Origin of the sequence: Butyrivibrio sp. INlla16 (assembly GCF_900104155.1) — a bacterium.
GTDB lineage: Bacteria > Bacillota > Clostridia > Lachnospirales > Lachnospiraceae > Butyrivibrio.
The window spans coordinates 1-15,681 of the sequence record NZ_FMYB01000011.1 but is presented as its reverse complement, the minus strand read 5'-3'; the positions used below and the strand labels follow the sequence as shown (position 1 = coordinate 15,681).

Below are 15,681 nucleotides of genomic sequence, written 5' to 3'. Positions count from 1 at the left end.
TAAATGTTTTTTGAGGCAGAAGCTTTTTGCTTCTGCCTTTTTGTGAGGACTTAAGTATGTCAGAAGTTTTGAATGTACAATATAATAATGAACCATGTTATGACATAGTTTTGGATGACAGCTTTGAAGGATTGGCTGAACGTATATCAGGGCTTGGTTTTTCCGGAAGAAAGATTGCTATATTAACGGATACAAATGTTGAGAAGCTATATGCAGAACAGATAAAGGAGTGCCTGGAGACAGTTTCTTTGGCAACAATTGTATATGCCATTCCGGCAGGTGAAGAGAACAAAAATCTTTCAGAGATTGAAAAAATATATCAGGTACTTATTGATAACCATTTTGACAGGCATGATCTTATAGTTGCCCTTGGAGGCGGTGTTGTAGGCGATATGGCCGGATACACTGCTGCAACGTATCTCAGGGGTATTGCGTTTATCCAGATTCCTACAACACTTCTTGCTCAGACGGACAGTAGCATAGGCGGTAAGACAGGAGTTGATTTTAAAGGCTATAAAAATATGGTGGGCGCTTTCTATATGCCAAAACTTGTATATATGAACGTCAGTGTTCTTAATTCTTTACCCGGTGAGCAGTTTGCTTCGGGATTTGCAGAGGTCATGAAGCATGGTCTGATAAAAGACGCCGATTTCTACATGTGGTTAATAGATAACATGTATGAGATAGAGGAAAAAGATCCTGAAACGCTCATGTCTATGATCAAAAAGAGCTGTTCAATTAAGAGAGCTGTGGTTGAAAAAGACCCTACTGAAAAAGGTGATAGAGCACTTCTTAATTTTGGACATACAATTGGCCATGCTATAGAAAAATATAAGAACTTTACATTTTTTCATGGAGAATGCGTAGCACTAGGCTGTGTGGCTGCAGCTTTTATTTCCTGGAAGAGGCAGATGCTTTCGATGGAAGAGTATTATGAGATAAGAGACATGTTTGTTCCGTTTGGTCTCCCCATTTCAGTAACGGATATTGATGCTGAAAAAGTTATTGAACTCATGCATTCTGACAAAAAAGCAGATGGAAATACAATTAAATTTATCCTTTTGAAAAAAGTTGGAAAAGCTGTCATTGATTCATCTGTTACAGATGATGAGGTTAGAGAAGCATTAAAGGAAATTACCTGGACGGACGACTTTGAATAATATTTGGAGCATTTTATGAATAAGATTACTACAAGAAAAAAAATATACCTTATTGTTGATTTGATATCAATGATTCTTCTTGTTGCACTTGACCAGTTTACGAAATTTCTTGCGGTCGAAAAGTTGCAAGGGAAGGAATCTTTTGTAATTATAAAGGGGATACTTGAACTTACATTTTTGAAGAATCATGGTGCCGCTTTCGGAATTCTTCAGAACCAAAAAATATTTTTTGTTATGATTGCGGTAATGATAATTTTGGTTATAGGATATGTTCTTTTTCAGCTTCCCCTTGAAAAGAAATATACTATACTACAGATAATACTGGTAATGATTGCAAGTGGCGCTGCCGGGAATATGATTGACAGAATTAGAAATGAGTATGTTGTTGATTTTATTTCGTTTGTGATCATTAATTTCCCTATTTTTAATGTGGCTGATATATATGTCACTGTTTCCACTATTTTATTTATTATTCTTTTCCTGTTTTATTATAAGGAGAAGGACTTTGATTTTCTTAGCTTTAAACAGCAGAAAAAGTACAGGGAGTTAAAATGACGGATACTTTTGATAAAGAAAACAGAGTAAAATACATGGCCGGAGATGATAATGACGGAGAGAGAGTTGATAAGGTTATGAGCTCTCTCTCTGATTCTATGTCCAGAAGTTATATCCAAAAACTCATAAAGGATCAGAAAGTTTTTGTCAACGGAAAACCTGTGAAAGCAAGTTTTTCTGTATCTGAGGGCGATATACTTGAAATGGAGATTCCAAAGTCTATTATTCCCGATATTGAGCCGGAAAATATACCGCTTGAAATAATATATGAGGACAAGGATGTTCTTGTTGTAAATAAACCGAAAGATATGGTTGTTCATCCTGCGGCCGGACACTATACAGGGACTCTTGTTAATGCACTTATGTATTACCTTGGAGATGATCTTTCCGGAATTAACGGCGTGATGAGACCCGGTATTGTTCACAGAATAGATAAGGATACTACGGGATCTGTAATAATATGCAAAAATGATATTGCGCACAGGGCTATTGCTGATCAATTAAAAGAACACAGTATCAATCGTGTATATCATGCTTTGTGTCACGGGATTATTAAAGATGATGAGGGGACAATCACAGGTAATATAGGAAGATCTGTATCTGACCGAAAAAAGATGAGTATAGTACATGAGGGACAGGGAAAAACAGCAGTTACTCATTATAAAGTTTTAAAGCGTTTTGAAAAGGACAAAATGACATATGTTGAATGTCATCTTGAAACAGGAAGAACTCATCAGATAAGGGTTCATATGGCGCATATAGGACACCCTTTATTGGGAGATACTGTATATGGGCCATCCTTTAAAAGCAAATTCAAGCTTCAGGGACAATGTCTTCATGCTAAAACACTTGGATTCAAGCATCCTGTGTCCGGAGATTATATTGAAACCGATGCGCCATTGCCGGATTATTTTCAGCATCTGCTTGAAATATTAAGCTGAATTTCCCACTTTTTTCTTAATTACCGGCATACAATTATGGTATAATGTATTCAAATATATGAAATCTTTTAAATGGAGGTTTTATTATGAATACAATCATAACAATAGGCAGACAATTTGGTTCAGGCGGACGTGAAATTGGTATAAAGGTAGCTGAACGCTTCGGTATTAAGTGTTATGATAAAGAACTTTTGACCAGAGCGGCATCTGAGAGTGGCTTTGCGCAGGAAATGATTCAGGATCACGATGAGAGGCCGACCACATCATTCCTATATAATCTTGTCATGGATACGTATTCATTTGGATATAATTCTTCCAGTTTTGTTGACATGCCTATCAGCCATAAGATTTTTCTTGCACAATTTGATACCATCAAGAAAATTGCTGACGAAGGTCCTTGCGTAATTGTTGGAAGATGTGCCGATTATGCGCTTTCGGAGTATAAAAACGTTTTAAATATCTTTATACACGGTGATGAGGATGATAAGATTGCCCGTCTGATGGAGCGATATCCGGATGTTACCAATAAAGATAAAGCACTCGAGATGATGCTTAAAAAAGATAAACAGAGACAGAGTTACTATAATTATTATTCCTCAAAGAAATGGGGAAGATCCGATACTTATGATCTTACAATAAACAGCAGCGTTCTGGGTATAGATGGCACAGTTGATCTCATTTGTCAGTTTGTTGAGGATTTTGAAAACAGAGACTAACCGGTTTAATCTTATTTTACAGACTTAAGAAAGGATTAAAGGAGCAGACTTTTTGCTGTTTGCTCCTTTTTGATATCAAAATATGGCTTACAATTTTTTCGCTATTATCTCTAGGATGAAATATATCGAAAGATGGGCGCTTATGCGTAACTCAAGGCAGGAGAATCTATGCGAACACTCCCTTGAAGTTGCTATGATTGCGCATGCTCTTTGCGTTATTGGAAATGTAAGATATGGAAGAAATCTAAATGCGGAGAAGGCGGCTCTGATAGGGCTTTATCATGATGCTTCGGAGATTATTACCGGTGATATGCCGACTCCGGTAAAATATTACAATGAAGAGCTTAAGACCGCATATAAACAGGTAGAAGCAATTGCTGATGTGCAGCTCTTACATAAGCTTCCTGAAGACCTCCAGCCATCATTTGAGAAGATATTTAAAACTCAGGAAGGCGAAGATGAGCTTTATATGAGAAAGCTTGTAAAAGCCGCAGATAAACTATCTGCATTTATTAAATGTATTGAGGAAAAGAATGCGGGTAACAGTGAATTTAGGACGGCTGAAAAGAGCACACTGAAATCTCTGAATAAATTAAAAAGAGAATTACCGGAGGTCTTGGACTTCATGGATGATTTCCTCGAGCCTTATGGTAAAACGCTTGATGAGCTTTCATAATTGTATAATATTCATCAATATACTTGTCTTATCTTAATATGAGGGATGTTTAATGACTTATTTCACCTGTTTTTTTCTTGATGCGGAAAAGGATATAATTGTAAGTCTCTATAAGGACTTGGACAGACTTTATTATGTATTGTCCACTCCGAATCATCATACAGGGAACCTGATCAGGAATCTTGCATCAATATGCAAATTGCCTCTTACTCAAAATGAGGAAGGTTTATTTGTCATTGAGGGTGAAGTTCCGTGCTTTGTAGATGCAGATAACTGTGAGTCTTATATTTTCAGCCTTGGAGACATTGAAATTGCCGATATTTTCCCTGATGGCCGTGTTGATCTAAAGGCTACAATTCCGGCTATAGCCAAGACTCTCATGAGTCAGACAAAAAACTACCAGATTGATCTTTCTAAAACAATTTTCAAAACCTATGTAAATAAAGAACTTAAATTCAGGGCTGATCTTCACACACATATGAATGGCAATCTGCCCGGGGATATCTTAATTGCACTGGGAATTTACCATCAGATAAGATACCCTTTGTATTATGTAAAAAAGCTTGATTTAAAACTTACCAATGAACAATGGGATAAGTTAAATGCACAAAGAAGTAAGGTTGCAAGGCAGTTTATATCTTCGGGACTTGAAGGAAAGTACTTGGACAGAAGAATTAATGATAATACTTTTATTAATTTTGCTGATCTTATTTTAAATAACCTTGATAATGCAGAAATGAATATAGTAAAGATACGCGGTTCTCTTGCGGTTATAAAGGATGGACAGGCCGTTTTTACTAATCTTGAGAAGGTTTATCTTTACAGATATGTTTTTTGTAAAGCAAAAGAAAGTGAAGATAAGATCAGATTGGGCAATATAGACCAGATTCCTGATGAGGATGTAAAGGTTCATGTGAAGCAGATGCTAAAGGACAAGGAAAATCCTGATTATGCATCAAATACTATTTTTCAGGATAAGCTGCTTTGGATTGCAAGAAACTATAAAAAACAAGGTGTTTGTTATGCTGAAATAAGCGATACGACACTTGTTAAGAAATATGAATCCGTGGAAATGCTCAAGGAAGTCCATGATGTGATGCCTAAGATTTATCAGGAAACAGGCGTAATGATAAGATTTCTTGCTGCTATGAGAAGAATTCCGCTTACAATTGTAAAAGACGCGATAACTCCTGCCGATTATCTTGAACAAAATCTGGAGGTCCTCAGAGGCACATTCCTTGATCCCTATGTTGCAGGCTGCGACTTTGTCGGGGAAGAAATAAACGATATTATCACCCTTAAGCCTGTATTTAGAGAGCTTGTAAAATTTGCCGCTATCGATCCGTCTTTTGTTATAAGGGTTCATGCAGGAGAAAATGACAGCTTGAAGGATAATATTTCACATAGCATTAATTGTGTTAAGGATTGCCTTCTTCCGGGGCAGTCTATGCCCAGAATGAGGCTTGGACACGGCCTTTATACCTACTCACCACGGTCTAAAAAAGGACGTGAAGTAATAAAACAGCTAAAAGAGAATAATATAGTTCTGGAATTCCAGCTTACAAGTAATGTTCGTCTAAATAATCTGAACTCGCTCAAAGATCATCCGCTTAAGTATTATTTAAAACAGGGAATCAGATGCGTACAGGGTACAGACGGGGCGGCTCTGTACGGTACCAGTTCGATTGATGAACAGCTTTCTTTAAAGAAAATGCTTGAACTCACGGATGATGAGCTAAAACTCATGAAAGACGCGGAAACAGGCATAATAGAAGAGGGGCAGATAGCTTATTCCGATAAAAAGGCTGCTTTTATTTCAATGCTGAAAAATCGTGATATGGAGGAATTTTTGCTTGAAAAGATGAAGACTGTAAGAATAACAAAGTCTTCTTCAAGAAAAGTAAAAAGATTTGATGCAAATAAAGAGCTTATGGATGAAATTAGTGAAATTACCTGGGATCGTTTTCCTGTTGTTCTTTTGGGTGGCAGTTTTAATACCGAAAAACGTGCGACAAATATCACCCCGGACGGAAAAAAACAACTTGATGCTTTACTAAGATTCATGAATCCCGATGAAGTTTGTTTTATAATAGGCCATAAGCTTTCAGGATATGAAAAATATTTAATTGATCACAATTCAAAAGGATTTAGAATTTATGCCGTAGTTCCTATGCTAATCACAAAGAGTGAACGTGATAAATTAAAGGATGCTGGTGTGTATGTACGTGTTTCCCCTGAAGCTGAAGGAATGGGGATATATAAAAGCTTCAATTACGAGATATTTGAACGAAGACCCTCCATGGTAGTTGCCTTTGACGGAAACAGCGCTGCCGCCAATTTGATTCAGGAAGCTAAAAACGGGAAAGGTAAATCCGTAATATTTATTTGGAGCCATTCCAAAACATTAAAGCAAAAGGCAAAATCCTTGCATGGATATGTAAAATACTTTGATAATGAGAATCCTATAATAAACGAACTAATGCAGCTCCAAAGCGAATTTGGGGATAAGGGATTACATTAAACCGGAATTTTCTGCAATGATATTATTTTATATCTACACACTAAAAAATGCACATATTACAACTACTATCGTGAAAAACACATGCATTATAAAAGAGACAAAATCATTTTGATCTTGTCTCTTTTGATTTAATTATGTTATTGGGATTTATTCACCGAAATCCATAAGTCCTTCGGTTTCATCAGTTACAACTTCTTCATCTTCAAGTTCTGCAGCTGATGGTGTCGGAATAAATTCTGAAATATATGCATCCTGCGGTAATCCTGCAAGCATTGCCGGAAGGTTTAATATAATTCCGTCCATATTATATGGCAACGGAAGTCCTACCTGAATTTTAGAGGTTTTACCATCTTTTTCTTTGGTTACAAGAAGCTGCATATTGAAGTTCTGACCCATGGTATCAACCATACCACGTTCGCCCTCTTTAATAGATGCTACCTTTTCGCCGTTTACGAGGACATCTATCTTATAAGGAACTTCGTCTATTGTTTTTCCACCGTATTCAAGTGGTTTATTATCAAAATATACTGTATGTCCTCTGCCGATTATAAACATGGCTGTTGCAATCAGGACGAGGACTACAAGAGCTATAATGCGATATATCAGGACTTTTTTCTTTGATTTATCCATTTACTTCCTCCTCCTGAGACAAAGCAAGCTGCTGGCTCTCTTTTGATTTATTCTTTCTCTTATTTGTCTCATACATTATAAGTGCAACTGTAATAACCGCATAGGAAACAAATACGCGGAAATACTCTCCTATCATGGAATCGCCGGTAATAACAGTTCCAGCCTTAGGAGCAACGATAAACATTGTGTGGAAAAGTATTATTCCAAGGAACACATTTCCGATAGATGCTTTATCTACAGAAGCACCTCCGACAAGGAGTGCTGCAATACAGAACATACCAATCTGTGAATGTGAGCTGTAGGTTGCAATATTACCCATATTCTGGAGATAGATGATCATACCAATGCCTGCAAATACTGTAGAAAGAACCATTGATATAATTCTGGTACGCTCAACATCTATTCCGGCATCTCTAGCTACTTCCATATCCTGTCCGACTGCTCTCATATCCTGACCAAGCTTAGTCTTTCTGAACCAGATGATAACAAGGCATAATAAGAACACGATAATGAAAGTTGCGACAGGTATCTTTACTCCTGCAATGGTAAGAGGAATAAGGTTATCAAGCTTTTGTCTCATGGATAAAAGTGATACTGTGTTTCTGACACCATAGCCTCTGGGAAGCTTGATTGTACCGTGCTTAATTGGAATAACAGGTCCCATAAGGTAAAGTACAACAAGCTGGTAAATACCGTTGATAAAGAAACTTATAATATAACTCGTGATCATCTCACGCCCTTTAGCCATATTGAGCACTTTTCCGCAGAAAAGACCAAGCAGTGCAGAAATCGGTATTGAAATGATCATGGCAAGTACCATACCGGGGATTCCGACAATCTGCCAATCACATACAAGTATAAGACCAATCTCTCCTGCCATAGCTCCAAGAGTCATTGAAAAGTTAAGACCCATTCCGGCCATAATCGGAATAAGAAGGCTAAGGATCAAAAATGCATTTCTTCCCATTCTTGTAACAATCTCATTTGCCAGATAGCTCGGAGAAAGTCCTGAAATCGGCGCACATACCGCACATATAAGAAGAAACATAAGAGGTACTGAAAACCTTCTGAGGTAATCGCCTAAACTATTTTTACTCATTTTGCTCCCTCCGTTTTTCTTGTAAGTGCATACAGAATCATACCGTTGGAAACAATTATTCTGATAACCTCACTCATATCAAGATGAATCATATTGTTCATTACTGTAGGTGTCATTGTTACAATACCCTGGAAAAGGATTGTTCCTATAATAACATTCATGATTGAAGCTTTATTAACGGATGCTCCACCTATAAGGATTGCGGATACAGCAGGAAGCGCCATGTAAAAAGGTGCCATATAGAGCTGAATAAAGCCAAATCCCTGCTCATAAACAAGAATGCCTATAGCTGCAAGCCATGTGGACATTACAACGGAAATAAGTCTTATTTTGTTTACATTAATTCCTGCAGATCTGGCAAATTCAGGATTTGAACCAACTGCAGTCATAGCGGTTCCTGTCTTTGTATGAAGGAAAGCCCACATAAGGAAAGCAAGAAGCGCAAAGAAAATAAGGGCTCCTGTAGGTATTGAAAGATTACCTATATTGATCTGAAGAATCTTTGCAAGAGCCTGAGTATAGTAACCTTCAAGGGAAATTGTAGTTCTGAGACCTTTGCCTGCCATACCCCATACCATGTTGGGACTGTGGTAAGGAAGAAGAAGCCACATCATACACATAAGAGAAACTGATGAAAATCCAACATATGTTGCAATCATCATCTCTCCACCCTTAATTTTGTTAAGTAGCCAACCGTAAACACTTCCGAATACCAGAGCAAAGGGTGTTGCAAGAAGAATTGCCATGAAGAATGACATAGTTCCTGTAAAACCAAGCTCTATTGAAAGAGTTGCACCTAAAAGACCGGAAATAATTCCAAGAGGAAGGCCGAAATTCAGTCCGCAACCGGAATGAACCATAGGTACCATTGCCAGTACAAGAATTCCGTTCCAGCTAAAGCGGTTAATAATATTTGAAATCTGTGTGGGTAGATCAGCTCCCACAAAGGGCGAAACAACAAGTAAAAGTACAAGGAAACCGGTAATAATAAGTCTCGGAAGGCCGAAATCCTTGGCTATGCTTCTTGCCCTATCTTTAAATGTGATCGTAGTTGTCTGTTCACTCATCACGTATTACTCCTTAACAGTTTTGCAGCATAAGTTCGCCGAATTTTTCAAGCTGTTCACCTGCAGGGAGTATACCTGCAACCTTTCCGCCTGAAACGATCGCTATCCTGTCACAGGTTCTTCTAAGCTCTTCCAACTCGGAGGATACCATGACAATTGTTACGCCTTTTTCTTTATTGAACTTTTTCAAAGCATCAAGCACCAGTGATTTAGCACCTACATCGATACCTCTTGTAGGTTCGCTTACAAAAAGCAGCTTAGGTTCAAGAGCAAAGGCTTTTGCAAGACATACCTTCTGTTGATTACCACCTGAAAGCTCTTTTGCTTTCTGAGTTGAGCTTGTGCACTTAATTTTAAGTTCATCAATATATTTGTCGGTGACTGCTTTAATTGCGGAGTCATCTCTCCATTTAATCATGCCTCCGAGATATTTTTTCAAAAACTTGTCCTGAATCTGCATTGCAGGGAAAGAAATATTCCACTCTAGGGATTCGTCTAAAAGAAGACCGACTCCTCTTCTATCCTCTGATACAAAAGCAAATGATGAATCAAGACATTTTCTCGGATTATTTAAGGGAATATCATTGCCTTCGAAAGTAACGGTTCCTCCGGCCTGATATAGTCCCATAACTCCGTTCGGAATACCAAGCTTACCCTGACCTGCAAGACCGCCGATACCTAAAATTTCGCCCTCTCTGACGTCAAGATTGACATTTCGCACGGTTTCACCAGGCATATCAACCCAAAGCTTTCTGATAGACATAACGATCTTTTTGTCAGCTCCGAGATCTTCGGTAACATGATTGGCATCGGAACCCGCTACGTCACGGCCGACCATCCATTTAGTGATATCAGCAACACTTGTATCCTTTGTTGCGGATTCGTTAACTACATAGCCATCACGCATGGTAATGACTCTGTCACATACCGAGAGAATTTCTCCAAGTCTGTGTGTTATGAAAATAACAGCTATACCTCTTTTAGACATGCCTCGGATAGAATCAAGAAGAGCCTCTGCCTCTTTTTCTGTCAAAACCGCAGTGGGTTCGTCAAGAATAAGAAGCTTTAACTGCTCCTTTGAAAGCTCTCTTGCAATCTCTGTAAACTGCTTATGGCCTACAGGCATGTTTGAAGTAAGCATGTTTTTATCTATATTAACGCCCATTTTCTGAATAGCTTCATCGGCGCGTGTATCCATATCCTTACGATCCAGTGTATCCATACGGTCACTGAAAAGCTGTGAAAGAACACTTTTTTTCTTTGATTCTCTGTTTAATAAAATGTTTTCTGTAGCCGTAAATCCGGGAATAAGTGAAAATTCCTGATGTACCATCCCGATACCTGCGGCAATGGCATCAAACGGGGACTGAAATGAAACCTTTTCACCGTTCAGAATAATATCTCCGCCAAATCCGCCTGTTTCACGTATGGAATCTGCTCCAAACAGAATTTTCATTAGCGTGGATTTTCCGGCACCGTTTTCTCCGCAAAGACCTATTACCTCGCCCTCATTCAAGGTAAGGTTGATGTCGGTAAGGACCTGATTACCAAAGAAGTCCTTTTTTATGCTTTTCATTTCAAGTAGTGGTGCTTTACCCATTATTTAAAACCTTTCCATACCTCAAAATATGGGGAGATAAAAAGCATCTCCCCACATAAGGTAAATCTTATTTTGTTGTGAAGTACTTTTCAGGAACCTCAACCTCGGTTGAACCCATGTATTTTCCGGGATCACCCATGATGTATGTATCCTGGTAGATCAGGAAGGTGTTGTCTGCCTTAACTCCTGTATCTGCGTTGGTGTAGTTGGAACCGTTCCATGCTGCACCGGGTGAAAATACTTCGTATGCCTTTGAAATATCATCGATATTTGTGAGTTCGCTCTTGCCATCGATTACATTCATAGCATGCTGTGCAAGACCTGCTGAAACAGTGTAGCCATAAGAGTATGCCCATGTTCCGAATCTTCCTGCGCCGCCTTTTTCTACAACTGCGCTCTCAACCTTAGCAAGGATCTTCTCAAAGTCACCTGCCTCTTCTGTGAGGTCAAGACCAAGTGCTCCGGGATATCCCATAAGAGGTGAAGGAAGGTCTGCTTCGATGAAGTAACCACCGTTCTCAAGAAGTCCTCTGAGAAGGGGCTCTGTGTGAGCATCATTTGTACAGAAGTAAGCAGAGTTCTGACCATACTTTTCAACCCACTCCGGAACATGCTCAGCGATGTAAGCCTGTGCTCCGGGAACACCTACGTCTGTTGTCGGATCGGGAGCTGACTCCATAACGAATTCCATACCGAACTCTTCACAAGCAGCCTTCATAATTGCAACACGACGGCTCATTGTCTCATAGGACAGATGACGAGGGAATGAAATGTGAACGAATGTGTCACATCCAAGCTCGTGCGCTGTACGGATGATAAGATATCCGCGAGCAACAAAGTCGTTGTTACATACAAGATCAGCTGCGCTTCCAATTTCAGGAAGATCCTCATGTGACTCACCTGCAATACAGATGATGTCAGGTCTTCTCTCCTTGATCTGACGGAATGCTTCTGTTGTTCCGGGAATAGCCTGGTTTACGATGATAGCCTTCATATCGGCATCATCTGAAAGATTAACGATTGTCTGGATAGTTGTCTCAAGCTCTTCGGTAAAGTTGTCGGGATAGGTTGCAAGAATAACTCTGTCCTCTCCGTACTTTGCCTGAAATGCCTCAGCACCTCTTCTGTCATCCTCAGACTGGGATACAGATCCTGTTACAATACCAATATGGTAATCTCCTGAAGCCACCTCTGTAGCTTCCTCTGATGTTTCAGCATCAGCTGTCTCATCAGTTGCCGCATCTTCATTAGTATCTGCAGCGGTCTCTGTCTGTGCAGTATCCTCTTCTACAGTCTCGATAGTAGCAGCGCCGCTATTACCACAAGCCATAAGCATTGTGGAGAGCATAACGGTGGCGGTCATAACGCCAATTAACTTTCTCATACACTTTCCTCCTTTGAAGTTTTAAAGCGTTAACTTTATAAATGCAATTATATAGAGAAAACTCAAAAAAAACAATAAAAAATATCAATTCGGAGATTAATTCCTTCATGATTTGACTAATATTTTTCATTCTTTTTGAAAAAGTGATCTATATTGAAGGTTAACATAAGGTGATATACAATAATTATATTATTTTCAGAAAGAGAGAATGAATATGACAAAGGAAACACAGGAAAAATTAAATTATATTCTTAAGGCGTCTAAAGAAATTGAGACGTATAATCATGCATGCAGAATTTTGTCCTATGATCAGGAGACAATTTGTCCTGTTAAGGGGATGGAGACTCAGGGGGAGGTATCAGCTTTTCTCAGCAACCAGGCTTTCAAAATAGCTAAAGATGCAAAATTCACGGAAGCTGCGGAATATCTCTATGAGCACAAGGATGAACTTAATGAATGGGATACTGTTTTGGCTGATCAGCTTCACAGAGCATATATTAAAGAAAAAAACATAACACCCGAAAAGAATATGGAGATTTCATTGGTTTACAATAAAGCTTTTGTCGACTGGTCAAAAGCAAGGGAAGCATCCGATTTTTCCATGTTCAGAGAATCATTTAAAAATGTCTTTGAGATGAATAAGGAAATAATCAAATTAAGGGATATCAATGCCGGCGGATCAGTATATAACCAGCTTCTTGATGATTATGAGCGTGATATTACAACAGATGTTTTGGATGAGTGCTTTGGAAAGTGCAAGGAAAGGCTGCTTCCTCTTCTTGATAAAATCAAGAACAGCAAAAAGAATATCAGAAGAGATTTTCTTGAAATAGAGGTTACTGACGAACAACAGGCGAAAATTGCTAAATGGCTCCTTGAAACAATTGATTTTGATCTTGAAAGGGGTGCATTTACGACTTCTGAGCATCCCTTCACAAATGGCCTTGGCAAAGATGATGTGCGTGTTACTACTCACTACTACCCCAATTACTTTATAGGAAGCATGTATTCAATAATACATGAGGGTGGTCATGCTCTTTTTGAGATGCTGGTTCCGGAAGAAAATCACGAACACTTTATAAATGATGGTAAGACAATGGGGATGCATGAGTCTGTATCCAGGCTATATGAGAACAGAATCGGTCGCTCAAAGGAATTTGTAAGTCTCATTTATCCTAAAGTGTGTGAAGTATTTCCTCAGGTTATGAAGGATGTTTCCGAAAACGAATTATATGAAGCATTAAATATTGTTGAGCCATCCCTTATCAGAACCGAAGCAGATGAACTCACCTATACATTTCATGTAATAATTCGCTATGAAATTGAAAAGGCGCTCTTTGAAGGTACTCTTGTTATAGATGATGTTCCAAAGGTATGGAATGAAAAATATAAAGGGTATCTTGGAATTGAGCCTGAAAACGACAGGGAAGGCGTACTTCAGGATGTTCACTGGACCTTTGGCTTTGGTTATTTCCCTGCTTATGCAATCGGTAATATGTATAATGCTATGTATTTCAACCGTATGAAAAATGAAATTGACATAAGCAATCTTGTTGCTAAAGGCGATTTTAGGACACTGAATAATTGGATGGCTGAAAATGTCTTTAAGAAAGCAGATCGTCTTTCACCTTCTGAGTGGATAAAAGAAATCACAGGAAGAACTCTTACAGCTGATGATTTCCTGGATTACCTGGAAGAAAAATACACAGAATTATATAACTTATAATTTTTTACTTTAAGAAAAAAACGGCCCGAAGTTTTATTATACTTCGGGCCGTTTTGTATTTTTTGGTTTTATATTCTTGCTACTCCGCATTCTCTTGCAGCTTTTGCTACAGCCTCAGCAACAGCAGGTCCCACTCTCTTATCAAAAGCAAGCGGAAGAATGTATTTTTCGTTTAATTCATCAGATGATACAAGATTAGCAAGTGCATAGGATGCAGCCTGTTTCATCTCTTCGGTTATGTCCTTTGCCCGTACATCCAGTGCTCCGCGGAAAAGACCGGGGAAACAAAGAACGTTGTTAATCTGATTGGGATGATCACTTCTGCCTGTGCCGACAACTGCTGCACCGGCTTCAAGCGCTTCCACAGGCTCAATCTCAGGAACAGGATTTGCCATAGGAAAAACAATAGCTTTTTCATTCATGGACATAATCATATCCTTTGAGACTATATGAGGAGCACTGACGCCGATAAATACATCAGCACCTTCCATTGCGTCTGCAAGCTTTCCACTGAATTTCTCGGGATTTGTAATATCTGCCATCTCTGCCTGGGCTGAATTCATCTCGACACCTGCACAGAGAATTCCGTTTCTGTCAACCATTTTCAGGTGTTTTATGCCAAGATTAAGAAGGTGCTTACCAATAGCAATACCTGCGGAACCCGCGCCGTTGATTACCACTTTTGCATCAGAGATTTCTTTACCTACGACTCGCAGTGCATTGATAAGCGCTGCACCAACAACCACTGCTGTTCCATGCTGGTCATCATGGAATACGGGAATGTCACAGAGCTCCTTTAATTTCTTCTCAATTTCGAAACATCTTGGTGCTGCGATATCCTCGAGATTAATACCGCCAAAAGAACCTGAAATAAGATAAACAGTACGAACTATTTCATCGACATCCTTGCTTCTGATACAGATAGGAAAAGCATCAACATCCGCAAACTCCTTAAAAAGAGCACATTTACCCTCCATAACAGGCATTCCTGCTTCAGGACCGATATCGCCTAGACCAAGAACAGCTGTACCATCTGTAATTACAGCTACAAGATTATGACGTCTTGTAAGAGTGTAAGATTTTTCGTAATCCTTCTGAATTTCAAGACAGGGCTGGGCAACTCCGGGAGTATAAGCAAGTGAAAGATCTTCTTTATTCTCAACTTTTACCCTGGAAACAACTTCAATCTTACCCTTCCACTCTCCGTGCAGACGCAGTGACTCTTCTGAATAGTTCATCTTCTCATCTCCTAAATCATTTTTTGTATTTTTGTATAAATAGAAATTAGAGGCCTCTGGCATATGTGTGGAAGCCTACGCACCTTAACAACATAACAATATATACTTGAAAAGCCATCTGGCTTTCCTTAAAGTGTAGCTGACTAAGAAACACAAAAGGAAAGGATCCAGATGACTTCAGCTACTACTTTATTCAAGGAACTCTTAAATGTCAATGATACGATTATTGATGATATCAAAGTCTCAAAGAACCACTATGATGAAAAGGTTCTTATAGCCAGGATTCATCCTCGCAAAGGGCAGCAATGGAAATGCCCTATATGTGGTAAGCGATGCAAGGTTTATGACCAGCCATACGAAGAAAGACG

General features: G+C 38.9%; 14 protein-coding genes. 8 read left to right on the top strand and 6 right to left on the bottom strand.

Translation table 11 applies throughout. The annotated features are described in order from the left end of the window. Nucleotides 1-56: 56 nt before the first annotated feature. The 6 genes from aroB to BLR42_RS07130 all read left to right on the top strand — a co-directional run bounded on the left by aroB (nucleotide 57) and on the right by BLR42_RS07130 (nucleotide 6,569). A complete protein-coding gene (aroB, locus tag BLR42_RS07155; RefSeq protein WP_091867833.1) occupies nucleotides 57-1,160 on the top strand; it encodes a 3-dehydroquinate synthase in 1,104 nt (367 codons plus the stop codon). Between the two features lie 15 nt (nucleotides 1,161-1,175). Further along, nucleotides 1,176-1,715, top strand: a complete 540-nt coding sequence (lspA, locus tag BLR42_RS07150) for a signal peptidase II (protein WP_091867831.1) — start codon at nucleotides 1,176-1,178, stop codon at nucleotides 1,713-1,715. Then, complete coding sequence (locus BLR42_RS07145; protein WP_091867829.1) at nucleotides 1,712-2,656, top strand: RluA family pseudouridine synthase; 945 nt, start codon at nucleotides 1,712-1,714, stop codon at nucleotides 2,654-2,656. Before lspA ends, BLR42_RS07145 begins: the two co-directional genes overlap by 4 nt. Nucleotides 2,657-2,742: 86 nt before the next feature. Then, nucleotides 2,743-3,372 carry a cytidylate kinase-like family protein gene (locus tag BLR42_RS07140; protein ID WP_091819454.1) on the top strand — a complete coding sequence of 210 codons (630 nt, stop codon included), beginning with the start codon at nucleotides 2,743-2,745 and terminating at the stop codon, nucleotides 3,370-3,372. Nucleotides 3,373-3,454: 82 nt separating this feature from the next. Continuing rightward, entirely contained in the window at nucleotides 3,455-4,048 is a 594-nt protein-coding gene (gene yfbR, locus BLR42_RS07135; RefSeq protein WP_022759986.1) for a 5'-deoxynucleotidase, read from the top strand. Between the two features lie 52 nt (nucleotides 4,049-4,100). Then, a complete protein-coding gene (locus tag BLR42_RS07130) occupies nucleotides 4,101-6,569 on the top strand; it encodes an amidohydrolase family protein (RefSeq protein WP_091867827.1) in 2,469 nt (822 codons plus the stop codon). A gap of 147 nt (nucleotides 6,570-6,716) precedes the next feature. On the opposite strand, the gene BLR42_RS07125 is transcribed toward BLR42_RS07130, so the two are convergent. The 5 genes from BLR42_RS07125 to BLR42_RS07105 form a co-directional block, all read right to left on the bottom strand. Then, nucleotides 6,717-7,199, bottom strand: coding sequence for a DUF6672 family protein (locus BLR42_RS07125; RefSeq protein WP_091867825.1), 483 nt, complete (start codon nucleotides 7,197-7,199; stop codon nucleotides 6,717-6,719). Further along, nucleotides 7,192-8,298 carry an ABC transporter permease gene (locus BLR42_RS07120; protein ID WP_022759983.1) on the bottom strand — a complete coding sequence of 369 codons (1,107 nt, stop codon included), beginning with the start codon at nucleotides 8,296-8,298 and terminating at the stop codon, nucleotides 7,192-7,194. Before BLR42_RS07120 ends, BLR42_RS07125 begins: the two co-directional genes overlap by 8 nt. Further along, nucleotides 8,295-9,365: an ABC transporter permease gene (locus BLR42_RS07115; protein WP_022759982.1), complete on the bottom strand. Its 1,071-nt coding sequence runs from the start codon at nucleotides 9,363-9,365 to the stop codon at nucleotides 8,295-8,297. Before BLR42_RS07115 ends, BLR42_RS07120 begins: the two co-directional genes overlap by 4 nt. A 13-nt stretch (nucleotides 9,366-9,378) precedes the next feature. Then, nucleotides 9,379-10,965, bottom strand: a complete 1,587-nt coding sequence (locus tag BLR42_RS07110) for a sugar ABC transporter ATP-binding protein (protein WP_091867823.1) — start codon at nucleotides 10,963-10,965, stop codon at nucleotides 9,379-9,381. A gap of 67 nt (nucleotides 10,966-11,032) precedes the next feature. Next, on the bottom strand, nucleotides 11,033-12,349 hold the full coding sequence (locus BLR42_RS07105; protein WP_207648522.1) for a DUF3798 domain-containing protein: 1,317 nt from the start codon (nucleotides 12,347-12,349) through the stop codon (nucleotides 11,033-11,035). A gap of 214 nt (nucleotides 12,350-12,563) precedes the next feature. Here BLR42_RS07105 and BLR42_RS07100 point away from each other — a divergent pair, with 214 nt between their 5' ends. Next, complete coding sequence (locus BLR42_RS07100) at nucleotides 12,564-14,075, top strand: carboxypeptidase M32 (RefSeq protein WP_170832670.1); 1,512 nt, start codon at nucleotides 12,564-12,566, stop codon at nucleotides 14,073-14,075. A gap of 68 nt (nucleotides 14,076-14,143) precedes the next feature. On the opposite strand, the gene BLR42_RS07095 is transcribed toward BLR42_RS07100, so the two are convergent. Next, nucleotides 14,144-15,313 (bottom strand): NAD(P)-dependent malic enzyme, encoded by a 1,170-nt coding sequence (locus tag BLR42_RS07095; RefSeq protein ID WP_091867819.1) that lies wholly within the window; start codon nucleotides 15,311-15,313, stop codon nucleotides 14,144-14,146. A 171-nt stretch (nucleotides 15,314-15,484) separates the two neighbouring features. On the opposite strand from BLR42_RS07095, the gene BLR42_RS07090 reads away from it, so the two are divergent. Then, a partial coding sequence (locus tag BLR42_RS07090; RefSeq protein WP_207648521.1) for a hypothetical protein occupies nucleotides 15,485-15,681 on the top strand: 197 nt, incomplete at its 3' end.

What these genes read in the sequence shown, in the direction of transcription:
- aroB (WP_091867833.1), top strand. Translation starts at nt 57, where the DNA reads ATGTCAGAAGTTTTGAATGTACAATATAATAATGAACCATGTTATGAC.
- BLR42_RS07145 (WP_091867829.1), top strand. Translation starts at nt 1,712, where the DNA reads ATGACGGATACTTTTGATAAAGAAAACAGAGTAAAATACATGGCCGGA.
- lspA (WP_091867831.1), top strand. Translation starts at nt 1,176, where the DNA reads ATGAATAAGATTACTACAAGAAAAAAAATATACCTTATTGTTGATTTG.
- BLR42_RS07110 (WP_091867823.1), bottom strand. Translation starts at nt 10,965, where the DNA reads ATGGGTAAAGCACCACTACTTGAAATGAAAAGCATAAAAAAGGACTTC.
- BLR42_RS07105 (WP_207648522.1), bottom strand. Translation starts at nt 12,349, where the DNA reads ATGAGAAAGTTAATTGGCGTTATGACCGCCACCGTTATGCTCTCCACA.
- BLR42_RS07120 (WP_022759983.1), bottom strand. Translation starts at nt 8,298, where the DNA reads ATGAGTAAAAATAGTTTAGGCGATTACCTCAGAAGGTTTTCAGTACCT.
- BLR42_RS07130 (WP_091867827.1), top strand. Translation starts at nt 4,101, where the DNA reads ATGACTTATTTCACCTGTTTTTTTCTTGATGCGGAAAAGGATATAATT.
- BLR42_RS07125 (WP_091867825.1), bottom strand. Translation starts at nt 7,199, where the DNA reads ATGGATAAATCAAAGAAAAAAGTCCTGATATATCGCATTATAGCTCTT.
- yfbR (WP_022759986.1), top strand. Translation starts at nt 3,455, where the DNA reads ATGGCTTACAATTTTTTCGCTATTATCTCTAGGATGAAATATATCGAA.
- BLR42_RS07095 (WP_091867819.1), bottom strand. Translation starts at nt 15,313, where the DNA reads ATGAACTATTCAGAAGAGTCACTGCGTCTGCACGGAGAGTGGAAGGGT.
- BLR42_RS07100 (WP_170832670.1), top strand. Translation starts at nt 12,564, where the DNA reads ATGACAAAGGAAACACAGGAAAAATTAAATTATATTCTTAAGGCGTCT.
- BLR42_RS07115 (WP_022759982.1), bottom strand. Translation starts at nt 9,365, where the DNA reads ATGAGTGAACAGACAACTACGATCACATTTAAAGATAGGGCAAGAAGC.
- BLR42_RS07140 (WP_091819454.1), top strand. Translation starts at nt 2,743, where the DNA reads ATGAATACAATCATAACAATAGGCAGACAATTTGGTTCAGGCGGACGT.